25 protein-coding genes are annotated in these 22586 nt (G+C 54.0%); 15 read left to right on the forward strand and 10 right to left on the reverse strand.

The features are described from left to right. Positions 1–8 precede the first annotated feature (8 nt). From ABD931_RS01805 to ABD931_RS01825, 5 genes are all read left to right on the forward strand, one after another. Positions 9–1634, forward strand: a complete 1626-nt coding sequence (locus tag ABD931_RS01805) for an NADP-dependent glyceraldehyde-3-phosphate dehydrogenase (protein WP_345263342.1) — start codon at positions 9–11, stop codon at positions 1632–1634. A 201-nt stretch (positions 1635–1835) separates the two neighbouring features. Continuing rightward, the gene (locus ABD931_RS01810; RefSeq protein ID WP_345263344.1) at positions 1836–2822 is read left to right on the forward strand and encodes an SPFH domain-containing protein; all 987 of its coding nucleotides are present in this window, start codon (positions 1836–1838) and stop codon (positions 2820–2822) included. A gap of 16 nt (positions 2823–2838) precedes the next feature. Beyond that, entirely contained in the window at positions 2839–3933 is a 1095-nt protein-coding gene (locus tag ABD931_RS01815; protein ID WP_345263346.1) for a TFIIB-type zinc ribbon-containing protein, read from the forward strand. 50 nt (positions 3934–3983) lie between these two features. Beyond that, positions 3984–4970, forward strand: coding sequence for an ABC transporter ATP-binding protein (locus ABD931_RS01820; protein WP_345263348.1), 987 nt, complete (start codon positions 3984–3986; stop codon positions 4968–4970). Positions 4971–5059: 89 nt separating this feature from the next. Beyond that, positions 5060–5248 (forward strand): hypothetical protein, encoded by a 189-nt coding sequence (locus tag ABD931_RS01825; protein WP_345263350.1) that lies wholly within the window; start codon positions 5060–5062, stop codon positions 5246–5248. 77 nt (positions 5249–5325) lie between these two features. On the opposite strand, the gene ABD931_RS01830 is transcribed toward ABD931_RS01825, so the two are convergent. From ABD931_RS01830 to mscL, 3 genes are all read right to left on the reverse strand, one after another. Next, positions 5326–6528, reverse strand: coding sequence for a DUF5686 family C-terminal domain-containing protein (locus ABD931_RS01830; RefSeq protein ID WP_345264452.1), 1203 nt, complete (start codon positions 6526–6528; stop codon positions 5326–5328). Next, positions 6437–7588: a DUF5686 and carboxypeptidase-like regulatory domain-containing protein gene (locus ABD931_RS01835; protein WP_345263352.1), complete on the reverse strand. Its 1152-nt coding sequence runs from the start codon at positions 7586–7588 to the stop codon at positions 6437–6439. The genes ABD931_RS01830 and ABD931_RS01835 overlap by 92 nt, the downstream gene beginning before the upstream one ends. A 233-nt stretch (positions 7589–7821) precedes the next feature. Continuing rightward, positions 7822–8157, reverse strand: a complete 336-nt coding sequence (gene mscL, locus ABD931_RS01840; RefSeq protein ID WP_345263354.1) for a large-conductance mechanosensitive channel protein MscL — start codon at positions 8155–8157, stop codon at positions 7822–7824. 194 nt (positions 8158–8351) lie between these two features. Here mscL and ABD931_RS01845 point away from each other — a divergent pair, with 194 nt between their 5' ends. Both ABD931_RS01845 and ABD931_RS01850 read left to right on the forward strand, forming a co-directional pair. Beyond that, positions 8352–9251, forward strand: a complete 900-nt coding sequence (locus ABD931_RS01845) for a DnaJ C-terminal domain-containing protein (protein ID WP_345263356.1) — start codon at positions 8352–8354, stop codon at positions 9249–9251. 13 nt (positions 9252–9264) lie between these two features. Continuing rightward, on the forward strand, positions 9265–9558 hold the full coding sequence (locus tag ABD931_RS01850; RefSeq protein WP_345263358.1) for a chaperone modulator CbpM: 294 nt from the start codon (positions 9265–9267) through the stop codon (positions 9556–9558). A gap of 64 nt (positions 9559–9622) precedes the next feature. Here the strand turns inward: ABD931_RS01850 and ABD931_RS01855 are convergent, their stop codons facing one another. Both ABD931_RS01855 and ABD931_RS01860 read right to left on the reverse strand, forming a co-directional pair. After that, positions 9623–10372, reverse strand: a complete 750-nt coding sequence (locus ABD931_RS01855; RefSeq protein WP_345263360.1) for an acyl-CoA desaturase — start codon at positions 10370–10372, stop codon at positions 9623–9625. Positions 10373–10488: 116 nt separating this feature from the next. Then, positions 10489–10767, reverse strand: coding sequence for a hypothetical protein (locus ABD931_RS01860; protein ID WP_345263362.1), 279 nt, complete (start codon positions 10765–10767; stop codon positions 10489–10491). 196 nt (positions 10768–10963) lie between these two features. Here ABD931_RS01860 and ABD931_RS01865 point away from each other — a divergent pair, with 196 nt between their 5' ends. Continuing rightward, positions 10964–11365, forward strand: coding sequence for a hypothetical protein (locus ABD931_RS01865; protein ID WP_345263364.1), 402 nt, complete (start codon positions 10964–10966; stop codon positions 11363–11365). A gap of 124 nt (positions 11366–11489) precedes the next feature. On the opposite strand, the gene ABD931_RS01870 is transcribed toward ABD931_RS01865, so the two are convergent. Next, positions 11490–12155: a hypothetical protein gene (locus tag ABD931_RS01870; protein WP_345263366.1), complete on the reverse strand. Its 666-nt coding sequence runs from the start codon at positions 12153–12155 to the stop codon at positions 11490–11492. Between the two features lie 333 nt (positions 12156–12488). Between ABD931_RS01870 and ABD931_RS01875 the strand changes: the two genes are divergently transcribed. Then, the gene (locus ABD931_RS01875; protein WP_345249722.1) at positions 12489–12653 is read left to right on the forward strand and encodes a lmo0937 family membrane protein; all 165 of its coding nucleotides are present in this window, start codon (positions 12489–12491) and stop codon (positions 12651–12653) included. Between the two features lie 92 nt (positions 12654–12745). Here the strand turns inward: ABD931_RS01875 and ABD931_RS01880 are convergent, their stop codons facing one another. From ABD931_RS01880 to ABD931_RS01890, 3 genes are all read right to left on the reverse strand, one after another. Then, positions 12746–13639 carry an NAD(P)-dependent oxidoreductase gene (locus ABD931_RS01880; RefSeq protein ID WP_345263369.1) on the reverse strand — a complete coding sequence of 298 codons (894 nt, stop codon included), beginning with the start codon at positions 13637–13639 and terminating at the stop codon, positions 12746–12748. A gap of 142 nt (positions 13640–13781) precedes the next feature. Further along, positions 13782–15179, reverse strand: a complete 1398-nt coding sequence (locus tag ABD931_RS01885; RefSeq protein WP_345263371.1) for a S8 family peptidase — start codon at positions 15177–15179, stop codon at positions 13782–13784. A 166-nt stretch (positions 15180–15345) separates the two neighbouring features. Continuing rightward, the gene (locus ABD931_RS01890; RefSeq protein WP_345263373.1) at positions 15346–16836 is read right to left on the reverse strand and encodes a Gfo/Idh/MocA family protein; all 1491 of its coding nucleotides are present in this window, start codon (positions 16834–16836) and stop codon (positions 15346–15348) included. A gap of 165 nt (positions 16837–17001) precedes the next feature. On the opposite strand from ABD931_RS01890, the gene ABD931_RS01895 reads away from it, so the two are divergent. From ABD931_RS01895 to ABD931_RS01910, 4 genes are read left to right on the forward strand one after another with little or no spacing between them, the layout of a single operon-like run. Further along, a complete protein-coding gene (locus ABD931_RS01895; protein WP_345263374.1) occupies positions 17002–18129 on the forward strand; it encodes a hypothetical protein in 1128 nt (375 codons plus the stop codon). Between the two features lie 36 nt (positions 18130–18165). Then, the gene (locus ABD931_RS01900) at positions 18166–18441 is read left to right on the forward strand and encodes a hypothetical protein (RefSeq protein WP_345263376.1); all 276 of its coding nucleotides are present in this window, start codon (positions 18166–18168) and stop codon (positions 18439–18441) included. Then, on the forward strand, positions 18407–18874 hold the full coding sequence (locus tag ABD931_RS01905; RefSeq protein WP_345263378.1) for a (2Fe-2S)-binding protein: 468 nt from the start codon (positions 18407–18409) through the stop codon (positions 18872–18874). Before ABD931_RS01900 ends, ABD931_RS01905 begins: the two co-directional genes overlap by 35 nt. A gap of 19 nt (positions 18875–18893) precedes the next feature. Next, positions 18894–21095, forward strand: a complete 2202-nt coding sequence (locus tag ABD931_RS01910) for a xanthine dehydrogenase family protein molybdopterin-binding subunit (RefSeq protein ID WP_345263380.1) — start codon at positions 18894–18896, stop codon at positions 21093–21095. A gap of 65 nt (positions 21096–21160) precedes the next feature. On the opposite strand, the gene ABD931_RS01915 is transcribed toward ABD931_RS01910, so the two are convergent. Next, a complete protein-coding gene (locus ABD931_RS01915; RefSeq protein ID WP_345263382.1) occupies positions 21161–21901 on the reverse strand; it encodes an SDR family oxidoreductase in 741 nt (246 codons plus the stop codon). 138 nt (positions 21902–22039) lie between these two features. On the opposite strand from ABD931_RS01915, the gene ABD931_RS01920 reads away from it, so the two are divergent. Next, positions 22040–22204, forward strand: coding sequence for a hypothetical protein (locus ABD931_RS01920; protein ID WP_345263384.1), 165 nt, complete (start codon positions 22040–22042; stop codon positions 22202–22204). After that, entirely contained in the window at positions 22204–22581 is a 378-nt protein-coding gene (locus ABD931_RS01925; protein WP_345263385.1) for a PIN domain-containing protein, read from the forward strand. Before ABD931_RS01920 ends, ABD931_RS01925 begins: the two co-directional genes overlap by 1 nt. The last annotated feature ends 5 nt before the right edge of the window (positions 22582–22586 follow it).

Consider the following 22586-nt stretch of genomic DNA (forward strand, 5'->3'; position numbering starts at 1 on the left):
TTACCTGTATGATTGATTTCTTACCGCAGTTGCAGAACCTGTTTCCCGAAGAGAGCCAGATTCCGGAGGAGTTTCGCATTGAGCCCGTTCACCAGCGCGAGTTCCTGATCAATGGCGAGATGCGGGCCTGGAACGGTGCCACCGTCGATGTGCTGTCGCCGGTACACGTAAAGACCGCCAACGGCCTGGAGCGCAAACTCATCGGCAGCTATCCCGTTACGACCGAAGCTGAAGCCATGGAGGCCCTGGATGCGGCTGTTGCTGCGTACGACAACGGCCGGGGCGAATGGCCCACCATGTCCATCGGCGACCGCATCAGATGCATGGAAAACTTCATCGGGAAGATGCTGGAGCGGAAGAAACAGATTGTCGACCTGCTGATGTGGGAAATCGGTAAAACACTGGGGGACTCCACCAAGGAGTTCGACCGGACGGTGGAGTACATCTACGACACTATTGATGCGCTGAAAGAAATTGATAGGTCCTCATCGCGGTTTAAGATCGAGCAGGGAATTATTGGTCAGATCCGGCGGTCGCCCCTGGGGGTGGTCTTGTGTATGGGGCCGTTCAATTATCCGCTCAACGAAACCTATACCACGCTGATCCCGGCCATTCTGATGGGCAATACTATCCTGTTTAAGCCGCCCAAGCATGGTACGCTGCTGCACTACCCTATGCTGGAGGCTTTCCGTGAGTGCTTCCCCCAGGGTGTCGTGAATACCATTTACGGCCGGGGGGCCAATGTGGTGCCGGCGCTGATGCAGTCGGGTAAGATCAACGTCCTGACGCTGATCGGCTCCAGCCGCGTGGCCGACCAGTTGAAAAAAATGCACCCGAAAGTAAACCGCCTGCGGGCCGTGCTGGGGCTGGATGCCAAAAACGCCGGTATTATTCTGGAGAACGCCGACCTTGAACTGGCCGTTAAAGAATGTATTCTCGGTTCGTTGTCATTCAACGGGCAGCGGTGTACGGCCATCAAGATTATTTGGGTGCATCGGTCGGTGGCCGACCAGTTCCTGAGCCGTTTCTGCGAAGAGGTGAACAAACTGAAACCCGGTATGCCCTGGCAGAAAGGTGCCCAGATTACCCCGCTGCCGGAGCCGAACAAACCGGCGTATCTGACCGAGTGCATTCAGGATGCCGAAGCGCTGGGGGCCAGGGTGCTGAACGAGGGCGGAGGCACCGTAGAGGCTTCATACTTCTCTCCGGCGGTGGTGTACCCGGTTGCCAAAGGCATGAAACTCTACCGGGAGGAGCAGTTTGGACCGGTCATACCGGTGGTGCCATTCGACGATATTGAGGAACCCATCGAATACATTATCGAATCCGATCACGGGCAGCAGGTAAGCCTGTTCGGCACGGACACCGACCAACTCGCCCGCCTGATCGACCCGCTGGTGAATCAGGTGAGCCGGGTAAACATCAACGCCCAGTGCCAGCGCGGACCCGATACGTTCCCCTTCACCGGGCGCAAAGATTCGGCCGAAGGAACACTGTCGGTGGAAGATGCCCTGCGCTCCTTTTCAATCCGCACAGTGGTAGCTACCAAAGATACCGACGCCAACAAAGCCATTCTGAACGAGGTTGTCAGCGACCACAAATCGCAGTTCCTCTCAACGCGGTATATTTTCTGATGCGTTCGGCACCGGCGTACGTAACGCGGATTGTAAATCCGCAACTGACTTAGGCTTACGTTTCTTACGTTCGTCCGCGATTGTATCGCGGACGAGCAGAACAGAGTATGTAATTCAAAGCGAACCCTCACAGGTTCGCTTTTTTTGTGTAAGTTTCGTGCCGTAACCGAGTCCAACCCAATCTGTCAACAGACCTGCACCATGGGCCTTTTTGATTTTATCCGAAACGAATTCATCGAAGTCATCGACTGGGTCGATAACTCCACCGATACCGTCATCTGGAAGTTTCCCGACAACGGCAACAACATAAAGTACGGTGCCCAACTGACCGTTCGGGAGTCGCAGGTGGCCGTGTTCATGAACGAGGGGCAGATTGCCGATATTTACCCGCCGGGCCGCTACGAACTGACCACGCAGAACATGCCGATCATGACCACCCTGCGGTCGTGGAAATACGGCTTTGAATCGCCGTTTAAGGCAGACGTTTATTTCGTCTCCACCAAACAGTTTACCAACCTGAAATGGGGCACGCAAAACCCGATCATCGTACGCGATCCGGAGTTTAAGCAGGTGCGGGTGCGGGCCTTTGGGGTGTTCTCGCTGCGCGTGGCCAATGCCGGTACATTCCTGAAGGAGTTTGCGGGAACAACGCCCGTTGTTCGCATCAGCGATGTGGAGGGGCAGCTCCGGACGGCCATCGTCAGCACCTTCTCCGATACGGTAGCGGAGGCTAATGTTTCGGTACTCGATCTGGCGCGGAACTACCAGGAACTGGGCGAAAAGCTGCGGCCGATGCTGCAAAATGATTTTACCGCTTACGGCCTCGAACTGACCCGATTCTATATCGAAAACACCAGCCTGCCGCCGGAGGTAGAGTCGTTCCTGGACAAAACGACCCAGATGAATATGGTCGACGATATGGCCCGTTTTCAGCAATTTCAGGCGGGCGTAGCCATTGAGAAAGCGGCCGAAAGCGACGGTCCGGCCGGTACCGCCGTGCTGATGGGTGGCTTGGGCAGTTTCATGAACAGCACCAATGCGGGTAATCTGCCCCCGCAACCCGGCCAGATTCCCGACAAAGCCCAGATTCTGGCACTCATCAAAGAACTGGGCGAACTGAAAGCGGCCGGTATTCTGACCGAAGAAGAGTTTGCCGCCAAGAAAGCCGAATTACTGTCGAGGCTGTAGGAACTCTAGAAAAGTCATGCATTCTGAATTAACCGATGTCGTTCGGGTGCCCTGTAAGACCTGCGGCTCGCAGCTGAAATTCTCGGCCGATAAGCAGAAGCTCAGTTGCGATTACTGCGGCAATACCGAAGACCTGCCGTTTACCAAAACCCGGCTGATTGAAAACCCGCTGCCGTTCCGGCTGGAGAAAACCCAACTGACCCACGCGCCAACGGAAGAAAAACGCGTGTATGCCTGCCGGAACTGCGGGGCCAAAACTACCATCAATTTCGATACGCCCACGGTAACCTGCGCCTTTTGCGGCTCCAAAAACGTAAACCCCGAGGCTCAGAAGACGCGGCTTATCGAACCGGCCGGGGTGTTGCCGTTCCGCATTTCCAAAGAGGGGGCTTTGCAGCGCTTCAAGAGCTGGGTGGGCGACGATTGGTTTGCCCCCTCCGACCTCAAGGCCGGAGCCATGCTGGATAACCTCCACGGCATGTACATTCCCTACTGGACCTTCGACGCCAGGGCCTACTCCGACTACGAAGGCGAAGCCGGCTTTTACTATTACGTGCCGGTACAGGTCCGCGACGCCAACGGCCGGCTGGTTTCCCAGCAGCAGCAACGGGTACGCTGGGAGTACCGGTCGGGCAGCCACCAGGCTTTCTACGACGATGTGCTGCTGATGGCCTCTAAAAAACTATCGGCGCAGGAGAGGACTGTGCAGGAGGTCAGCCGCTACGACATGCAGGCTGTGGTCGATTACGACCCCTGTTTTCTACTGGGTTGGGAAGCGGAGGTGTACAGTATCGACCTGACCGAGAGCGTCCGCAAGGCCGAGGAGCAGATCCGCGACCGGGAGCGCAGTGCCTGCGCCGGTCAGATGGGAGGTGATACCCAGCGCGGGCTGCGGGTAAATACCCGGCTCACCGAGCAGACGTTCAAGCATATTCTGCTGCCGCTCTGGATTTGCGCCTACATCTACAACGGCAAGACGTACCGGTTCCTGGTCAATGGACAAACCGGGCAGGTGGCCGGCGAGCGACCAAAGTCGGTCTGGAAGATCGCGCTGGTAGTGGGGGCGTTTCTGCTGCTGGTGCTGTTGCTGTACAGCCTGGCAAAAAAGTAAAGCCAGTCTTTGTAGCTTTGCGCCGTTTGTTTCATTCAAAAACTCGTTTCGTGCTGATTGCAGACCGGCTCCAGAAAACCTTTGCCGATATACAGGCTGTCCGCTCTATTTCCCTGGCACTCCCGCCCGGCCGCATAGTGGGCCTGGTAGGGGCCAGCGGTTCCGGCAAAAGCACCTTGCTGAGCCTCCTGGCGGGCTTGCTCGATGCCGATAGTGGGGAGGTATCACTCAACGGGAAGCGGGTGCCAGGGCCGTCGGAGGTGCTGGTGGCCGGGCATACAGCTATCCGGCTGGTGCATCAGGAATATCAGCTTATGCCCAATGTGTCGCTGCGGGAAAACATTGCCTATGCGGTGCGTTTCTACGAAAAGGAATACCAGCGCTTCCGGGTCGATGAACTACTAAAGCTCTGCCGCCTGGAAGCCGTGCAGGGCCATTTACCCCGGCAGGCCTCCGGTGGCGAGAAACAGCGTACCGCCATTGCCCGCGCCATTGCCGAGAAACCGGCCGTGCTGCTGCTCGATGAACCCTTCAGCCACCTCGATCTGCCCAACCGCACCCTTATCCGAGACTTGCTCTTCGACCTCGTTCGCCAGGAGCAGACCGCCTGTCTGTTTGTTACTCACGACGCCACCGATGCCTTATCCATTGCCGATGAAGTAGGTATTCTGCAAACGGGGCACCTCATCCAGCTTGGCCCTCCGGTAGTTGTATACCGCAAGCCAATAACCGCGTATGCCGCCCGCATGACCGGCCCGGCCAATATCATCCGCGCCAGACACCTGCCCGCTCTGGGGCTGGCCGCTTCTTACCACCCCGATGCGTGTTTCTGCCTCCGCCCCGAACAGATTCATCTCAGCGTGGAAGGGATACCAGCTACCGTTCGGGCCGTGTTCTTTAAAGGCAGCCATTTTGAAGTGGAGGCCGAGGTAAACCGCTACGTCCGGCTCCGGCTGCTGACAACCCGAATGGATCTCGACATAGGCTCTGCCATACAGCTGCAAATCGCAGAAGATGCCGTCTGGTGGCTGAAATAGCCGGAGCAGGAGGGCAGAAGTAAAAACGTATACCCGAAACTTTAGCCCGTACGGTTGGTTACGTAGGCATTAACTCAACAACAAACGTTATGGACAAGAAACAGCACGAAGGATACAACGATCCTTTCAACGAAAACACCCAACCACCCAGCACCCTGGTGAGCATCAAAACCGAAGATGTAGACGTGGATGCCGACGAGGTAAACGATAATTCGATGGGCGAAGAGGGTTACGGCGAAGATTACCTGGAGCGCTCCAAACGCGAGCGGAGTAAGTAATGTCTCGCCCAGCAGGGATGCTGGGCTTTTTCTTGTAAGAACCCCAACGCACTCAGCAGCGATGGGGAGTCTGACTTTTATAAACTCAGCCAGAAAGAGGCTTTCACCGCAAAAGCCGTGACGCCGGGATTGTCGCGATAGGTAAGGCGGTGGATGGCATCGACACGCATAACTTTAAGGATGTTGTCGATGCCGTAGCCCACCTCCACATACGGTGCCCGGCCCAGCGGCTGAAAACCGGCCACGGGATTGCCCTGCTCGTCGGTAGCCGGAATGGCCGATAAATTATCCTGACTGACTCCCCCCACCAGGACTTTGGCGGTGGTCAGAAAACGCCATTTCAAACGCCGGATGGCCGGTATGCGGTTAAAGAATAATCCCTCAAAATTATGCTCAATCCGTAGCGCGGCATAGCGGTCGCAGACAAATTCAAAGAAGTTCATCAGGTTATACGCATTATCGACGTAGAACCAGGATTCGTTGCCCAGGGGTGTATGCAGCAGCGGGTAGGGCAGCGTAGACGGAATATAGCCTACCGTGGCGTTGTAGTAGGTCCGGCCCAGCGTGCCCATCCGGAACGAGTGCTTCAGCGTGAGCGAAAACCGATGGTAATTAAATGCTCCGTCCAGCACGTTTCGCATACCAATAACGTACCGGAAGGTGTAGACTGGTTTGCGGGTCGCACCCAGATTGAGCCGCTCGTTGTCGTTCTGGAGAATCACCTCATCGGGAGCCAGTCGGGTTTCCAGCATAAGCTCGGTGGTCCGGAAATTACGGTGCAGGGGCGAATCGGCTCCCTGCCCGGGCTTGGTTCGGTAGGCAAATGTATACAGAGGGTCAAACGTCTGGTTGCGGAAGGTAATGGTTTGCGTAAAGCCTTTCCCTAGTTCCCGGCGCAGATATACCTGATTGTCTTCCTGGTAATACGGTCGCCGGTAGCTGCCAAACCGGGCATAGGCAGAAAAGAAGGAGTTTCCGCCCAGGTTCTCGGGGGTAAACCCCAGACGTTCCAGATCGTAGCTGCGCTTGACACCCACAATAGTCCAGGGTTTGAGGGTAACGATATAATCGGCCCCCAGGCTGTACTTAAACTGCCGGTCGAGGGTACCATAGGCGGCATACCCCTTGAGCACCCACCGGCGGCTGAATCCCGGATTGGTGCGCAGCCCCACCCGAAAGCGGTGGCCCTCAATGGTATTGTTGGCGTAACTGTATAGCAGGGGGCCAACATCCAGGTGCAGTGGCCCGAGCGGTTGGTAGCCGTTGAACCCAAGCCGAATCGCGAACCGGTAGCCACGCGCCGGCCGGTGTTGGTTCCATCTCCTGCTCGATATGGACCTCGTCGATGAAATTGATATTCGCCCATTTGTCAATCTGGGCTTCCACCTGCACCAGCGCGTGGGTGGTGGTGTCGATCCAGATGGTGCCGGCAAAGGCCAGGTCAGATGTCCGCTTCGGCTGGTAATCGATCTGGTAGCAGACCGATTCTCCCACAGATACCGTATCGATCAGGCGATAGGTGTACACCCCCTGCCAGACATCGGCAATAGGCGAGGGAATATCCTTTTGCAGGACATTGAGGTAGTTGCGATAAAAATTATACTGCTGGAACGAGGTGCCGGTAAACTGCGAAATCAGGCCGCCGTCGGTCACGCCCACCGCTTTCACCTGTGTTTTCCGGACCAGCTCTTTGGCTTTTTCCGGGCTGCTGCGGTGGTAGTAACTGGAGAACTGTTCAGAAATAAAAATGGGTACGGCCGGTTTACCGTCATCGTCGGTTATTGTCGGTAACCGGGAAAGGAGTCGCCCAACCGGCCCTCTTCTGGGTTTGGTTATCCCCTTTCCGGTTGTAATATTCTGCTCGACATTATTGATATACGCTTCTATCTTGGTGTAGCTCTCGTATTCATACGCGGTCAGCAGGTCTGGGTTGTATTCATCCCGGTGCCGGATCACCTCCCGCATAATGCGGTAGGCCGGATCACCGCCCTTACCGTAAATTTTTACCTCTTCCAGGCGTTGGCTCGTGGGTACCAGCGTTACATGAATGGTCTGGTTCTGAAACGGCAGGATGGGGTACGTTCGGGACTGATAGCCTAAACAGGATACCAGCAGCGAGTCACCGGACTGTTTGGTGCTTAGCCGGTAGCGGCCCTGGTCGTCGGTGGTTGTACCGGCAGTTTTGCCTTTAATGGCTATGCCGGCAAAGGGCACCGGTGTTCCGGAGGGTTCGGTTACCCGGCCTGTTAGGGTATAGATTGTCTGTGCCTGGGCGATATTGATAAACAGAACCAATCCGTACACCAATACCCTGACAAGCCGGGGTAGCCCTTTACTCATTGGGTTGGATAATAGTTGAACGATGTATCTACACAAATATAGTCAACGAAGTTTACTAATTCGTCGGGGGATGGCCATTAAAAGATGAAGCGGCTGAAAAGCTTTCCAAACACCCTGATTTGTTGGATGAGCCATTCAATTGCCTGGTTTTTTGGGCTATTCTTTACCGGATACGACAAAAAAAGCCCCTGCGTTGCAGGGGCTCAGCAAAATAGGAAGATAGTACGGTTTTATCAGACGGGTTCGGCAATTAATGCCGGCTTTTTGCGCAGGCTATTGGCACCTTTAACAACCATGAAAATAACGAAAGCGACGATGATAAACTGAATGGTGATGTTGAGGAAGTTTCCGTAGCGGATGGCTACCTCCGGGGTTTCACCGACGGCTTCTTTAAGCACAATTTTCAGATTGCTCAGGTCGACTCCACCCAGGAACAAACCAATAATTGGGTTAAGAATGTCTTCTACCAGTGAGTTTACAATTTTACCGAAAGCCGCACCGATGATTACACCAACGGCCAGATCCAGCACGTTACCCTGAGCAATGAACGTTTTAAATTCCTTAAGCATAGTCGTGATTGTTTTAGAATTGGTTTTAAGTTAAGATTATGGGACAAAGTTGTACCGAAAACATCGTCTCGTCAATAGGCAACTTGCTAAGGTATAGGGAGTTAATAGCCTTTTAATGCTGTTTGTAAATATGAACGGATAATCGACCACAATTAATAAAAAGTTAATGATGTTTTCTTCAGATTTAGCTGGTTATGGACTTTATCGACTACTACGCCGTGTTAGGTGTGCCTAAAGATGCTTCAGACGAAGACATCAAAAAGGCTTACCGCAAACTGGCCCGGAAACACCATCCGGACCTGAATCCGAATAATCCGGAAGCCCACAAACAATTCCAGCAGATCAACGAGGCCAACGAGGTGCTGAGCGATCCGGAAAAACGTACGAAGTACGACCAGTACGGCAAAGACTGGCAACAGGCCGAGCAGTTCGAGCAGGCCCGCCGGCAACAACAGCAAGCCTACGGGCAGCCGCCGGGCGGAGGGTATTCGTTTACCGGCGATTTCGACGACAGTATGTTCTCCGATTTCTTTGCATCTATGTTCGGCGAGCAGGCCGGCCGGCAGCGGAGCCGGCGTCAGGCGCAGTTTCGGGGATCCGATTACCAGGCGGAGCTGCACCTGAGCCTCGTGGATGCGTATACTACGCATAAGCAAACGCTGACGGTGAACGGGCAGAACATCCGTATCACCATTCCGGCCGGGGTAGAGAATGGGCAAAAGATCAAACTGGCCGGTTACGGAGCACCCGGCGCGAGCGGTGGCCCCAACGGCGACCTGTACATTACGTTTGTGATTGGGGATGATCCCCGCTTCAAACGGAAAGGCAACGACCTCTACGTAACCGAAGAGCTGGACCTGTACACGGCCGTTTTGGGTGGCGAGAAGATCATCGACACTATGGGCGGAAAGGTCAAAGTTACGGTACCACCCGAAACCCAGAACGGGGCTACCGTCCGATTACGGGGGAAAGGTTTTCCCGTTTACAAGGACGAGGGTAAGTTTGGTGACCTGTACGTACAGTGGCAGGTAAAAATTCCGACAGATCTGACCGAAGAGCAGAAAGAGCTGTTCCGCAAACTGGCTACTTTATAAACCCACAAACGCTATGGCATCTCAGGATCTGATACTGATCAGCGAATTCTGTACGCATTACCGGATTGAAACGGAATTTGTGTACCTGCTCGAAGAGCGGGGGTTGATCGAAACCCTCACCATCAATCAGGCGGTTTATGTGCAGCCGGACCAGCTTATCCGGCTGGAGAAGTTAATCCGGCTCCATCAGGATCTGGCCATTCACCCCGACGACCTTGATGTGGTTGCTCGGTTGCTTGAGCGCATCGAATCATTGCAGGAGGAGGTAAGCCGGTTGCAGCAGCGACTGGGTTTTCAGGAGCGGTGAACCGACTGCCCCGTAGGCGGGTAACCGAAAAGCGCCGGCTCTGAGAGGGCCGGCGCTTTTCGGTTTACATGTAGTTGAGGTCGTTATGGTGTTTCAGGTGAATGATGCCCACGGCGTTCAGCAACCGGATCAGCGGGTAGGTAGGGTCGAATTCATGCCAGCGGAAACCGCCGAAATTGGCGCGGCCGCCGTATTTGTGGTGGTTGTTGTGGTACGATTCGCCCATCATCAGGAAGTCGAACGGCAAAAGGTTTCTGGCCGTATCGTCTATCTTAAAATTGACATAGCCGTAGCGGTGCGCGTACCAGTTGATAATAGCCCCATGTACCGGCCCCATAAAGTAGTGAAAAGGCAGCAGCAGAAACAGCCACCAGGCGGTGGCAAAGTGAATATAAAACAGGGTATAGGCTACGCCCCAGGCAATCCTAACCACCCAGCGGTCGCCGAGCCACTCCATAAACTTCCAGTTCGGCACGCCCTTTTTGAATTTCGGGTCAATATGATCTTTGTTCTTCAGAATGTCGTTGTAGAATGATTTGGTCTTCCACATCATATCGACCAGGTTGTCGGAGTACTCCGGCGAGTGAGGGTCTTTATCTGTGTCGGCATAGGCGTGGTGCAGCCGGTGCATGATGCCGTAGGCGCGGGGACTCAGGAACGACGACCCCTGGCTGATGAAGGTGAGCACGTAAAAGAATTTCTCCCAGAAGGGACTCATCGTAAACATTTGGTGGGCAGCGTAGCGGTGTAGAAAAAAGGTTTGCATCAGCACCGACAGGTACCAGTGCAGCAGAAAGAAACCAATTATGATCATGCGAATAGCGGACTAGTGTAAGCGATGCCGCAAAACTAGCGCCTGAAAGCAGGGGGGGAGATGACAAAAATCAGGAGTTGGCCGGTAACGTACTGACTTTTGTCAGGCAGGGCCACTTAGTTGGGGTTCAGGGAGGAGTTCCTGCGGCTGCGAAACTCCTTGTAGTCACCGACCAGCAGGGCCGCTTCGTGGAGCAGTTCGGTAACGTTGATTTCGTCGGTGAGCAGGTCAATTTCTGCTTCCAGCTTTTTCAGATCCACTTTGGATTTTCGATTCTTGCCGGCGGGGCTGTCCATTGAATCGAGCAGCATAATACGACCGATCAGGAGCAGGCCCAGGGAGGTCTGTAATTCCGGCAGGAGATAGCTGTATTTTGTAACTTTTACGGTACTCATTCCAAAACGACAGTTTGACAAAGATAACGAAAAGCCCCGCACCGGCCGATACGGGAACCTAAATTTATTTGCCGGACAAGCTTTGTATTCCTATATATTTTATAAGTAGTCTATAGATTAAGCATATTTTAACTTGTCTTTCGCGGCCTCTTCGTAATTTTATACTCGAACGACCACTTACAATCACCTTATTGTTATGAAGAGAGCTCAATTAAAAGAGTATTATGGCCATATTGCCATTGTGTCAATCCTGATTCTGACGCAGTTATACAGCGTCTTTATGGTTCTTACTACCGATTTGCAACTGACCGTTCCGCATTACCTGGGTTTTCTGGCTACGGCAGGTGTAGCCATGCTCCTTTTTATACGACCGGCTTATATGTTTTATGGTCTTGGAATTATCCTGATTTTGGGCGTAGAGAATATTATTGGCTTCACCCCTGAACTTCGGTTTACTAATACACGCTGGTATTCGGGTAGTCTGGCGCTGCCGGTGGCCTACCAGAATTATTCGTTGTTTTTGTTTCTGCTATGGTCCATGTTTTCGTACCAGCGTCTGGCGCAGCTCGGAAAAACGTTGTTGGCGAAAGCCAGTTAAGCAGCACAACCCCATAGCCGAACCCAAAAGCCCTTTCTGATTGAAAGGGCTTTTGGGTTCGGCTATGGGGTATTATACCAATTCGAGGGCCATATGTCGTATATCTTTTAAGCCCATCGCCTGATTATCGTGCAGTTGTATGATCCGCAATCCCAAATCCCAAATCCGAAAAGGTATCAGACAGGCCAAAACGGAGCAGGTTGGGTTCATCTACGTATAGCGCGAGCCGTTTTACCATCCGCTGGAAACCGTACATCCCCTCTACCAGTATGGGTGTATGTAGTTCGAGCAGTACGTTCGGAGCAGTGAGGAGCGGTTTTGCCAGATTCAGGGTCTGTTTGTCCGGTTCAAATGGCTGGTAAAGGGTGACGTTCCGGATGTTGGCCAGGGCAATCCGGGCGTGCCAGAGCATACCAACGCGCAGAATGATCTGTTGCCTGTCGATCAGCAGAGGCCGGTGCATGACGGCGTTCATGTGCGCCATCAGAAATAGCATCGTATAGAGAGTAAGGAGTGTAAGGCCTGTAGCCAGGGTGGGACTGTACCGCATGACCAGCAGGTGAACCAGCGTACCTTCCAGCAGGCAGACAAACAGCACCGCTACAACCAGCCCGGCAAAGCCTGTTTTGCGGTGCATCGAATAAATGAGTTGGTCGGAGTTGTACCCGGGCCGGAGCCGCCACGAAAACAGCGCGTAGCGCAGCATGACCAACTCACTTGACAGCGCTCTGAACAGGAAAGTGCCGCTCAGCGCCCGATTGAGTTTGGGTGAGAAAGGAGAAACGTTCATGGTGTGTGTGGTATAGAAAGATGCCCCAAAATTATAGGTTATTGCTGCCTGCGGCAATGGTTTTTGTGTAAACGGTTGTTCCGGCTGACCGTTGTCCCGGTTAAAGCCGGCCATCGGGTATGTAGTGGGATACTACTGCGTAGCATTGAGCAATATTTTCTACAGATTTCTACAGTACTACGAAGATATGACAGCACGATAAGCCTGCCATATGTCTGTATTTCAACGGCTCCGGGCCACACGCTAAGCTTGACGGGGAGTTTCGGGGAGTTGGCACAGATTTTTCACTTGTTTTGGCGAAACGTTAATGTCAACCACTTAATATACAACATCATGGGAAATCTTCTGTATACTGTAGCGGTGATTCTGATCATCCTATGGTTAGTTGGTCTGTTAGGCTTTAACAGCTTTGGATTAGGCAACATCATTCACGTACTGCTGGTTATTGCCATTATCGCTATTCTGCTGCGGGTTATCGGCGGTGGCCGAGCCGTCTGACAGGTCCGTTGGTAATACACAATCGGGTTTATGCTGAGAACGCACGGTGTAAGAGCCCTGTATCCTGTCTTTCCGACTGGCTACAGGGTTTTTCAGTTTGTAGTGCCGGCATCTTCGCCGGCACCGTAGGCCAGACCTGTCCAGTCCCAGTTTTCCCGGCCCTTGGCCATAGCCGATACCAGCCTGCCCTGTACCAGTTGCGCCAGCGGCATAGGTGCGTTCACTTCACCCGCCATTTGGAGGACCAGGTTCATATCTTTCAGGCCAAGTGGGAGCCGAAAACCAACGTTTTCATCGTAAACCTGCCGGGCAATCATGCTGCCGTAGTTCCTGTAAATGGGGCCGGCAAAGATCGTGGCCGCAAACATATCGATCAGCGCCTGCCGCGACACGCCGTTCTTTTCGGCTACCGTCATGGCCTCGGCCATCGCTTCCATGGCGGCTCCAATCATGAAGTTCCCCGCCAGTTTGACTACGTTGGCTGCCGATGGGTCATCCCCGAAATCATAAATCCCTTGCGCCACAATGTCCGACAGAATCGGCTTCACCAACTCCCTTGCTTTAGCCTCACCTGAGACACAGACCCAGGCTTGTTTGGCTGCTAACGCAGCCGGGCGACCGAATACCGGGGCCGCTACGTAACCGGCTCCAAAGCCGGCGTGGTGGTCGGCCAGTTGCCGGGCGGTCTGGGGAGCAATGGTGCTCATGGAGATATGGATGCCGCCGGCACCCACCTGTTGGGCGAACTCGTCCTGTAGCGTTACCGCTTTCAGGGCGACATCATCGCTGAGCAGGGTGATGACAAACCGACTGCCCTGGGCTACCTCAGCCGGGCTGGAGGCTATGGTAGCCCCTTTGTCGGCCAGGGGTTTTGCTTTGTCTGGAGTTCGGTTGTAAACGGTGAGGGGATACCCGGCAGCCAGTATGTTTTCGGCCAGAGGCATTCCTAAACTGCCTAAGCCAATGAGGCCAATGGACTCGTTCATACGTTTTAATTTAAGTTGTTAGATGATGAATAGCTCGTATTTCATAGAGGAAGACTCCTGAAAGTAGCGTTGCAATGGATAAAAAACAACAAGGACGGTAAAAGCCGTCCTTGTCATAAAAAGCAGAAAAAGTGCCGAAGAATTAGAAGCTACTAACGTTCAAACGGCCACCCGTGGCGCATTTCCCTGCCAGAGAAGGAGTAGCGGTTACGCTACCCAGGATAGCCTGCTTAATTTGGGAGGCTGTAGCACCCGTATTTATTGATTTGTAAAGGGCGGCCGCTCCGGTTACGTGGGGAGTCGCCATTGATGTGCCGTTGTAGGAGGCATAGCCGGATACAACTTTTCCTTTGCTGGAAACCGGTACTGTCGACCAGATACCGGAACCTGGAGCACCCAGATCAACCTTAGTAGCGGCATAATTTGAAAAGCTCGATATTGCGCCCGTACTCGTGATAGATGCCACCGCAATGATATTATCGTTCGGGTAGCCGGATGGGTAACTCGTGTTCGTTTCCCGATCAAGCCCATCGTTACCAGCGGCTGCAATAAACAGGATTCCGGCATCTCCGGACCGGGTTATGGCATCCTGCAAGGCTTGTGAGAAGCCCCCTCCGCCCCAGGAATTATTGGTAGCCACGATGTTCAGATTATGTCTTGTTTTCAGGTCGGTGATGTAATCAACGGCTTTGATGGCGTTGGCCGTTGTGCCACCGTTAGAACCGAGAAACTTGGCCGAAATCATTTTGACCGACCAGCATACACCGGCTACGCCTTTTCCGTTGCCGCCCACTCCACCGATAGTGCCGGCTACGTGGGTACCGTGATCGTCAGTTGCGCCGTCGAAGACAGTGTTGTTACCACCGGCAAAATCCCAGCCGTAGACATCGTCAACGTACCCGTTTCCGTCGTCGTCACGGTTATTGCCCGCTATTTCACCGGGGTTTACACCGGCGTTTGCTGCCAGATCTTCATGGGTGTACATGTATCCTTCGTCAATGATGCCTACGTACACAGTAGACGAGCCTGTCTTATTGGCTAGCCAGGCGGTTGCGGCCCGGCTGCCAAACTGGTTATCATTGGCCGACATGCCCCAAAGAGACCCATTCGTGAAATAAGGGTCATTGGAGGTTGCCTGATGACGATAAATAAAATTAGGCTCCGCATACTCAACATCGGCATCTGTTTGCAGGTCGGCAATGGCTTCCAGAACCGCTTTTTGCGTCTTGATTACATAAACCCCCTCTTTCTTGCCGGCTTTCTCCATTGCCTTGTTATAGATTTTTTCGGCAACCTGACCTTTTACCTTCTCCAGCGCTTTTGACTTTTTACCCTCATCAACACCTTCTTTAAACTTAACAAGTACTTCACCGGCCACGTATTCTTCACCGGCGGCCATTGTTCGCAGAGTAGCACCTGTTTTGGTTGCTGATGCGGCACTATCGAAGTCTTTCACCGGCTCGCAGCCTACCAGTGTCAATGTAGCAGCCAATGTTATCGCAGCCGCCCCCCTCATGTTTAGGTTAATCGCCTTTTTCATAAAATTATTTTGATGAATAAATGAAACTGGGTTCTAAGTTAATAAAGAATTTTCCAGAAATGCCATAAAAATTTTTATCCTTATTTTTCGGTAATGAGTAATTTTAAGTTAAAAAAATAAGGCAGATCCACTGATCTGCCTTTGATTAAGCGTATAAATACTTAGATTAAGCTAATTTCCAACCGTCCCGGTAATTACGCGAAACAAACTGATTTGCTTCGTCGAAATTAGTAATCTTCATGTTCTTGCCGTCCCACATGAGTTTCTTCCGGCCAGGGTAGGTAAACCCTCTGCCGTCGGCTCTGGGTGTTCGCAACGTGTAACTGCGGATGGCCAGGTTCCCCATCAGTACCGACTCGGTTAGCGGACCGGCAAAGTCGAAAGACGATGTCAGCGCTTTGTGTTCCTTGCTGTTGAAACCGGCTTTGCAGGCTTCGGTCCACAGTACCTGATGGCCGTTCTCCGGAATGCCTTTGCCATCGGCCCCTTTAGGCTTGGGAGCCGCTTCCAGTTTCTGGCCGCTCTTGGTGTACAGTTTGGGGTCGTCGCCGTACATACCGCAGGCAATCAGTCCTTTATCGCCAAGCAGGAACACGCCGTTCTCACCGTTTTCGGGGAAGGGTTCGCCTTCCGGCAGCATCTCGGGCCGGAACGGGCGCAGACCGCCATCCAGCCAGACCATCTTCACCGCCGACTTGTTCTTAGAGGACGCCGGAAACTTCAGCTCGACCTGCGAGGAGGGCGGGCAGCCTTCCGGAATGTATTCGGGTGTCCAGTCTTTCAGGAACACCTGTCCGATGCTGGTTTCCACTTCGGTCGGGTAGCCCAGGCCCAGCACCCGGAAGGGTACGTCCATAATGTGGCATCCGATGTCGCCCAGCGCTCCGGCACCGAAGTTCCACCAGCCGCGCCATTTGAAGGGGTGGTAGGCCGGAGTGTAGCCGACTTTCTGCGCTGGTCCGAGCCACAGGTCCCAATCCAGATCGGCGGGTTTTTCGGCGGCTGCCTGGGGTACCGGGATGCCCTGCGGCCAAACAGGCCGGTTGGTCCAGAGGTACACGGTATGCACGTTTCCAACAAGGCCTTTATCAAACCACTCCACCATCTGCTTCTGCTGGGGGTTCGATGACCCCTGATTCCCCATCTGCGTGACCACCTTGTATTTGCGGGCGGCTTCGGTCAGGGCACGCGCTTCATAGATGTTGTGCGTTAGCGGCTTCTGTACGTACACGTGCTTACCCCGCTGCATAGCGGCCATAGCCACAATGGCGTGCGTATGGTCGGCCGTAGACACGGTTACCGCATCAATCGTGTTGCCTTCCTTGTCGAGCATTTCGCGGAAATCCTTATAGCGCTTGGCTTTTGGGTGTTTCTCGAAATTCTCCTTCACGCGGGGCAGGCCCCAGTCTACGTCGCAAAGTGCCACCATGTTGTTGACACCGTTGTTAAAGGCGTTGTTGGTATCGCTGAAGCCTTTACCACCAATGCCCACTCCGGCGATGTTGAGCTTATCGCTGGGGGCAATAAAACCCCGGCCCAGTACGTGACGTGGTACAATGAAAAAGCTTCCGGCAGCTGCCAGCGCGCCGGCCTGCAGGAATTGACGGCGGGAGGACGTCGGATGAGATTCGTGCGCCGTGTTTTCTGACTCTTGCATCTGAATAGTTAGGAAAATAATACAGGATATACTACAAAAGGAATTGGCGGCTAAGTTATACCTCAAAAACGACAAGTTTTAGCCGGAATTATAATATCTTTCCGGTTTCCCGGCCATACCGGGCTGGTGAACCGGAGTGCCCTGTAATCCTTAACCTCTGATAGCATGTATCGCTTCTCTAGCCTATGGCTCTGTTTACTCGCTTTGGGATGTTCACTGCCCGCTCTGAGCGCTCAAAAGCCTCCAAAGCGTAAGACTACCGTCACCATTGTTGGTGAGCAATTCTACATCAATGGGCAGCCTACCTTCAAAGGCCGGACCTGGAACGGTCATAAACTAGAAGGACTGTTGCCTAACTCGCGTATGGTACAGGGCATCTTTGATGACTACAATCCCGAAACAAACGCTAAATGGGCCTACCCGGATACAAAACAATGGAGTGCCGACCGCAATACCGATGAGTTTATAGCAGCCATGCCCGTCTGGAAACAGCACGGTTTGCTGGCGTTCACCATCAATCTGCAGGGAGGTAGCCCGGAGGGGTATTCCAAAGACCAGCCCTGGGAAAATTCAGCCTTCAATGCCGATGGTAGCTGGCGACCAGACTTTATGAATCGGCTCAGGCGTATTCTAAACAGGGCCGATGAACTGGGCATGGTGGCCATTGTCGGCTATTTTTATTTCGGGCAGGACGAGCGGTTTACAAATGAAGCTGCCGTAATCCGGGCGGTCGATAACGCTACCGACTGGCTGCTGGATGGTGGTTACCGGAATGTGCTGGTCGAAATCAACAACGAGTGTAATGTCCGCTACGATCACGATATTCTGAAGCCGGAGCGGGTGCATGAGCTGATCCGGCGGGTGAAGAACAAAAAGAAAAACGGCTATCGCTTACTCGTCAGCACCAGCTACGGCGGAGGGACTATCCCGAAAGAGAACGTGGTGCGCGAGGCCGATTTTCTGTTGCTGCACGGCAATGGTGTGAAGGAACCCGAAAAGATTGCTGACATGGTGAAGCAGACGAGGCAGGTTGCGGGTTACCGGCCTATGCCCATTGTCTTTAATGAAGATGACCACTTCGATTTTGACCAGCCGGTCAACAACTTTCAGGCGGCTACCAGCGTCTATGCGTCCTGGGGATATTTTGATTACCGCATGAAAGACGAAGGATTTGACGAGGGCTACCAGTCGATACCGGTGAACTGGCAGATCAGTTCGGCGCGTAAAAAAGGTTTTTTTGATAAGCTTAAAGAGATAACCGGTGGTTTGCCGCTCGTAACGGAGAAACGGTGAACCCTGGAGAGGGCTGCCGGTGTTTTATGAGTACCTATGCATACGGAACAAACAACCCGCTACAGCCGGAGCTTACCCGAACTGCGCTTTTCGCTCAACCTGCTTTATGTTGGTCGGCTCCTGTTGGGTATGGCGGCTCAGGCCTCTGTCCACGACGAGCACCTGGAGGAGATCGACGAGCGCATTGAGGAGGTGACCGACGAACTGGTAGCAACCGAACTGCTGCACCAAGCGGCCGTGCTGGCCGGGGATGTGCTGCCCAACCCCTTTGACCGCTATGACAACAACCCTGACGCTACAGGTGAATGGTAAGCAGCACACCGTCACCGTCGATCCGGCTACGCCGTTGCTGTATGTGCTGCGGAACCAACTGCAACTGAATGGCCCGAAATACGGTTGTGCCCTGCACCAGTGTGGCTCCTGCATGGTCTTGTTTGATGGCAAGGCTAATCCAAGTTGCCGGATTCCGGTTGAAGCGGCTGCTGCGTTTTCCATTACGACGCTGGAAGGCCTGACGCAGAAAGACGGTAGCCTGCACCCGGTACAGCAGGCGTTTGTCGACCAGCAGGCGGCCCAGTGCGGGTACTGCCTCAACGGTATGGTGATTTCGGCGGTGTCGCTGTTGCGGGAAACTAAAAAGCCCGATGAGGCTGCTATTCGCGCGGGTATGCAGCGCGTATTGTGCCGGTGCGGATCGCAGGCCCGGGTGATGCGGGCCATCAAACAGGCTGCCGAACAATCGTAACCCCTAAACCCCAGGCGCTATGAAAAAATTCTCGTTAGCGGGTGCGGTATCGCGCCGGAAATTCCTGAAGGGAGCCGGCTGCCTGACGGTAGCTTTTTCGATGACCGACTCCTGGACAGCCGTGGGGGAGGTGGTAGCCAACGACCGGCTCCCCGACAGCCTGCGCCGTCACCCCAGGGTGAACGCCTGGCTGGAGGTAATCGCCGACGGGCGGGTGCGGGTGTTTACGGGCAAAACCGAACTGGGACAGGGTATTCGCACGGCCATTGCTCAGGTTGCCGCCGAAGAGCTTGATCTGCCGATGGAGCGCGTGGAGGTAGTGTTGGCCGATACCGCCCGCACCCCCGATGAACGCTATACCGCCGGCAGCGCTTCCATTGAGAGCAGCGCCATGTCGGTACGTTACGCGGCTGCGGCCGCCCGGCAGATGCTGCTCGAACGGGCTGCTCAGAAACTTGGACGGCCGGTCGACCAACTCCATATGGAAAACGGGGTAGTTAGTACCGCCGGCGGAAAAAAGCTGACACTGGCGGAAATTCTGGATGGGAAGCAGATTCAGGATGAGGTCCGGTTGCCGGTCAGGCTCAAACCGAAAAGCGAGTACCGTCTGGTCGGTAAGGCCGTACCCCGGTCAGAGATTGAGCGGATGGTGAGGGGTGAGCCGGTGCATATTCATGACCTGCGGTTGCCGGGAATGGTGCATGCCAGGGTAATAAGACCCGGTAGTTATCAGGCACAGTTGAAAAAGCTCGATGAGGCATCCCTTCGCCGGGCGGTGCCCGGTATCCTCAAAATAGTCGTAGACGGAAGCTTTGTCGGTATCATTGCCGACGATGAGTATACGGCTATTCAGGGTCAATCCTACCTCTACCAACATGCCGAGTGGTCGGGTTCTGAGACGTTGCCGGCGGGTAAGTCGCTGGTGTATCATATCAAAGGACTACCGGCTAAAACGGAACGGGTCGCCGAAAAAGGGACAATCCCATTAAATAGGGGTGAGACCCTAAAGGCGAGCTATTTCAAGCCATATCTGATGCACGGGTCCATTGGTCCGTCGTGTGCCATAGCCCTCTACGACGGAGGCAACCTGCAACTATGGTCGCACAGCCAGGGCGTGTTTCCGCTGCGGGATGCCTTACAGAAATGGCTGGCGTTATCGGCAGGGCAGATACACATAACGGCCGTGCCCGGTTCGGGATGCTACGGCCATAACGGGGCCGATGATGTGGCCGCCGATGCTGCCCTGCTGGCTATGGCGTATCCGGGCAGGCCGGTGCGGCTGCAATGGTCGCGGGAGGAAGAACACGCCTGGGAGCCTTACGGCAGCGCCATGCTGATGGAACTGGAAGCCGGGCTGGATAGCAGCGGTAAAATTTCGCACTGGAAACTGGATCTCTGGTCGGATACCCACAGCAACCGGCCCGGCGGTGACCCCTCGAAACTGCTGCCGGCCTGGCACCGCAAAGAGCCCCTGACGCTGAAAGCATCCGGGTTTAGCGGAGGAACCGCCCGCAATTCAGAACCATATTATACAATTCCCAACCTTCAGATAGATACCCATTCTTTCAACGGGCCGCTGCGGGTATCGGCGCTGCGTAGCCTGGGGGCTTACGGGAATGTTTTTGCCATTGAGTCGTTCATGGACGAGCTGGCGGAGCGGGCTAAAAAAGACCCGATGACTTTCCGGCTCATGCACCTTTCGGACCAGCGGGCCATTGCCGTTCTGACCAAACTTCAGCAACTGTTATCAACTCAGCGAGTGGGTTCAGGTGAGGGGATCGGTATCAGTTTTGCCCGATACAAAAATACCTCGGCATTCTGTGCGGTGGCCGCCAAAGTAGCGGTTAACACCAAAGACGGATCAGTACAGCTACAGCAGTTGTGGGCCGTGGTCGATGCCGGGGAGGTGATCAACCTGGATGGCATCAAAAACCAGATCGAAGGGGGTATGATCCAATCGGCGAGCTGGACGCTGAAAGAAGAGGTGCAGTTTGACGCCCGGCACGTGACCAGCCGCGATTGGGTATCGTACCCAATCTTCCGGTTCAGCGATGTGCCGGCCGTGGCGGTTGCCATCATCAACCGTCCGGCCGAACCGCCCCTGGGAGCCGGAGAAGCGGCTCAGGGGCCAACCGCAGCCGCCATCGCCAATGCGGTGTACCGGGCCTGCGGCAAACGGGTTCGGGAGTTGCCTGTCCGGCCGGATAAGGTGGTCGGTTGATTGGGTAATTGTAGCTGATTTAAGCTTGCGAAGCCCGGCCGGAAAAGTGGCCGGGCTTCTGTGTTTTAGAACCGGGCATTCATCTGCCGGAAAATCTCGTCGAGTTCGTCGCGCGACGCCCGCATGTTCCGGGCCGAATGGCCGTAGCCGATTTCCGGCTCTCCCTTTTCCAGTCCCTGCATCATGGCGTCAGCAAAATCGTCCAGCGGAGCGCCGAAAGTATGCAGACCCGGCCCGCCCAGATCAGTATTGACGGCGGGCGGTACCAGTTCAATGACGGCAATGCCGGTTTGGGAAAGCTGATGCCGCAGCGTCATCGTAAAGGAATGGATAAACGCTTTGGTGGCGCTATAGACCGGGGCAAACGAGCCGGGGGCAAAAGCCAGGCCCGAAGAGACGTTGATGATGGCGGATGACGGCTGCTGCCGCAGGTGCGGGATAAACAGCATCGACAGGTGAACCGGGGCTTCTACGTTAATGGCGATCTCGTGCTGGTGGGCGCTCCAGTCATCCTGATTATCGGTCAGGCGTATTCTGCGCTGGATACCGGCATTGTTGATGAGGACGTTCAGGTTGGGAAATTCGCGGGTGGCCCACTCATGGAGTGCCAGACGGTCGGCTTCGGCAGCTACGTCGCACACCCGCGTATGCAGTTGGGGGTGCTTTTGCCGGGCTTCGGCGAGTTTGTCTTCGCGCCGGCCGCAGATCAGCACCTCGCTACCCGCCTTCAGAAACCGTTCGGCCAGGGCAAAGCCAATGCCTGACGCACCACCCGTGATCAATACCGTATTTCCGGATAAATTCATGCTAATTGTGTGAAATGATGAACACTCGCTATATAACCAAAAATTGGTAGATATGGCCCAGCTAATTTGAGCGGAGAGACATCCCGGACAAAACTTCTCCAATTTTGTTATATTTACTCAGGTTAACAGCCTCTTATCATGACGATCATAATTCCGAAAAACGCTTCTGCTGCTGATGTAGAGAAGCAAATCAAGAAAGCCGGCAGAAAAAAAACGAAAGGGTTCGATGCCGTAAAGCATGCGGGAAAGGTAAGATGGGAACAGGATCCCTTGGCCTATCAGCAGGAGGTTCGGAGTGAATAATGGAACGAATTCCGGCTGATACCAACGCCTTGGGTTATCTACAACTCAACCATCCTACGGTTGTAGCGTTACTTGATGGTAAGCAGGTCTTTGTGTCTGAACTGACCGAAATAGAACTGCTCTGTAACCCTAATCTGTCAAAAACTGAACGCAAGCTAACCCAGGAACTTCTGGATGACTGCTACATCATTACGCTGAATGAGCAGATAAAGAGGATCGCCATTCAGATTCGGCTTTCTACCCGCATGAAATTAATCGACGCTATCGTGGCGGCTACAGGCGTGTGGCTTGATATACCGATTCTAACCCACGATAATGGCTTTGAGCGAGCAAAAAATGTAGCAACCATAATCCTTTTTGATAAGGAAGTGAAGTAAATGAA

Origin of the sequence: Nibrella viscosa (genome assembly GCF_039541875.1) — a bacterium.
Lineage (GTDB): Bacteria > Bacteroidota > Bacteroidia > Cytophagales > Spirosomataceae > Nibrella > Nibrella viscosa.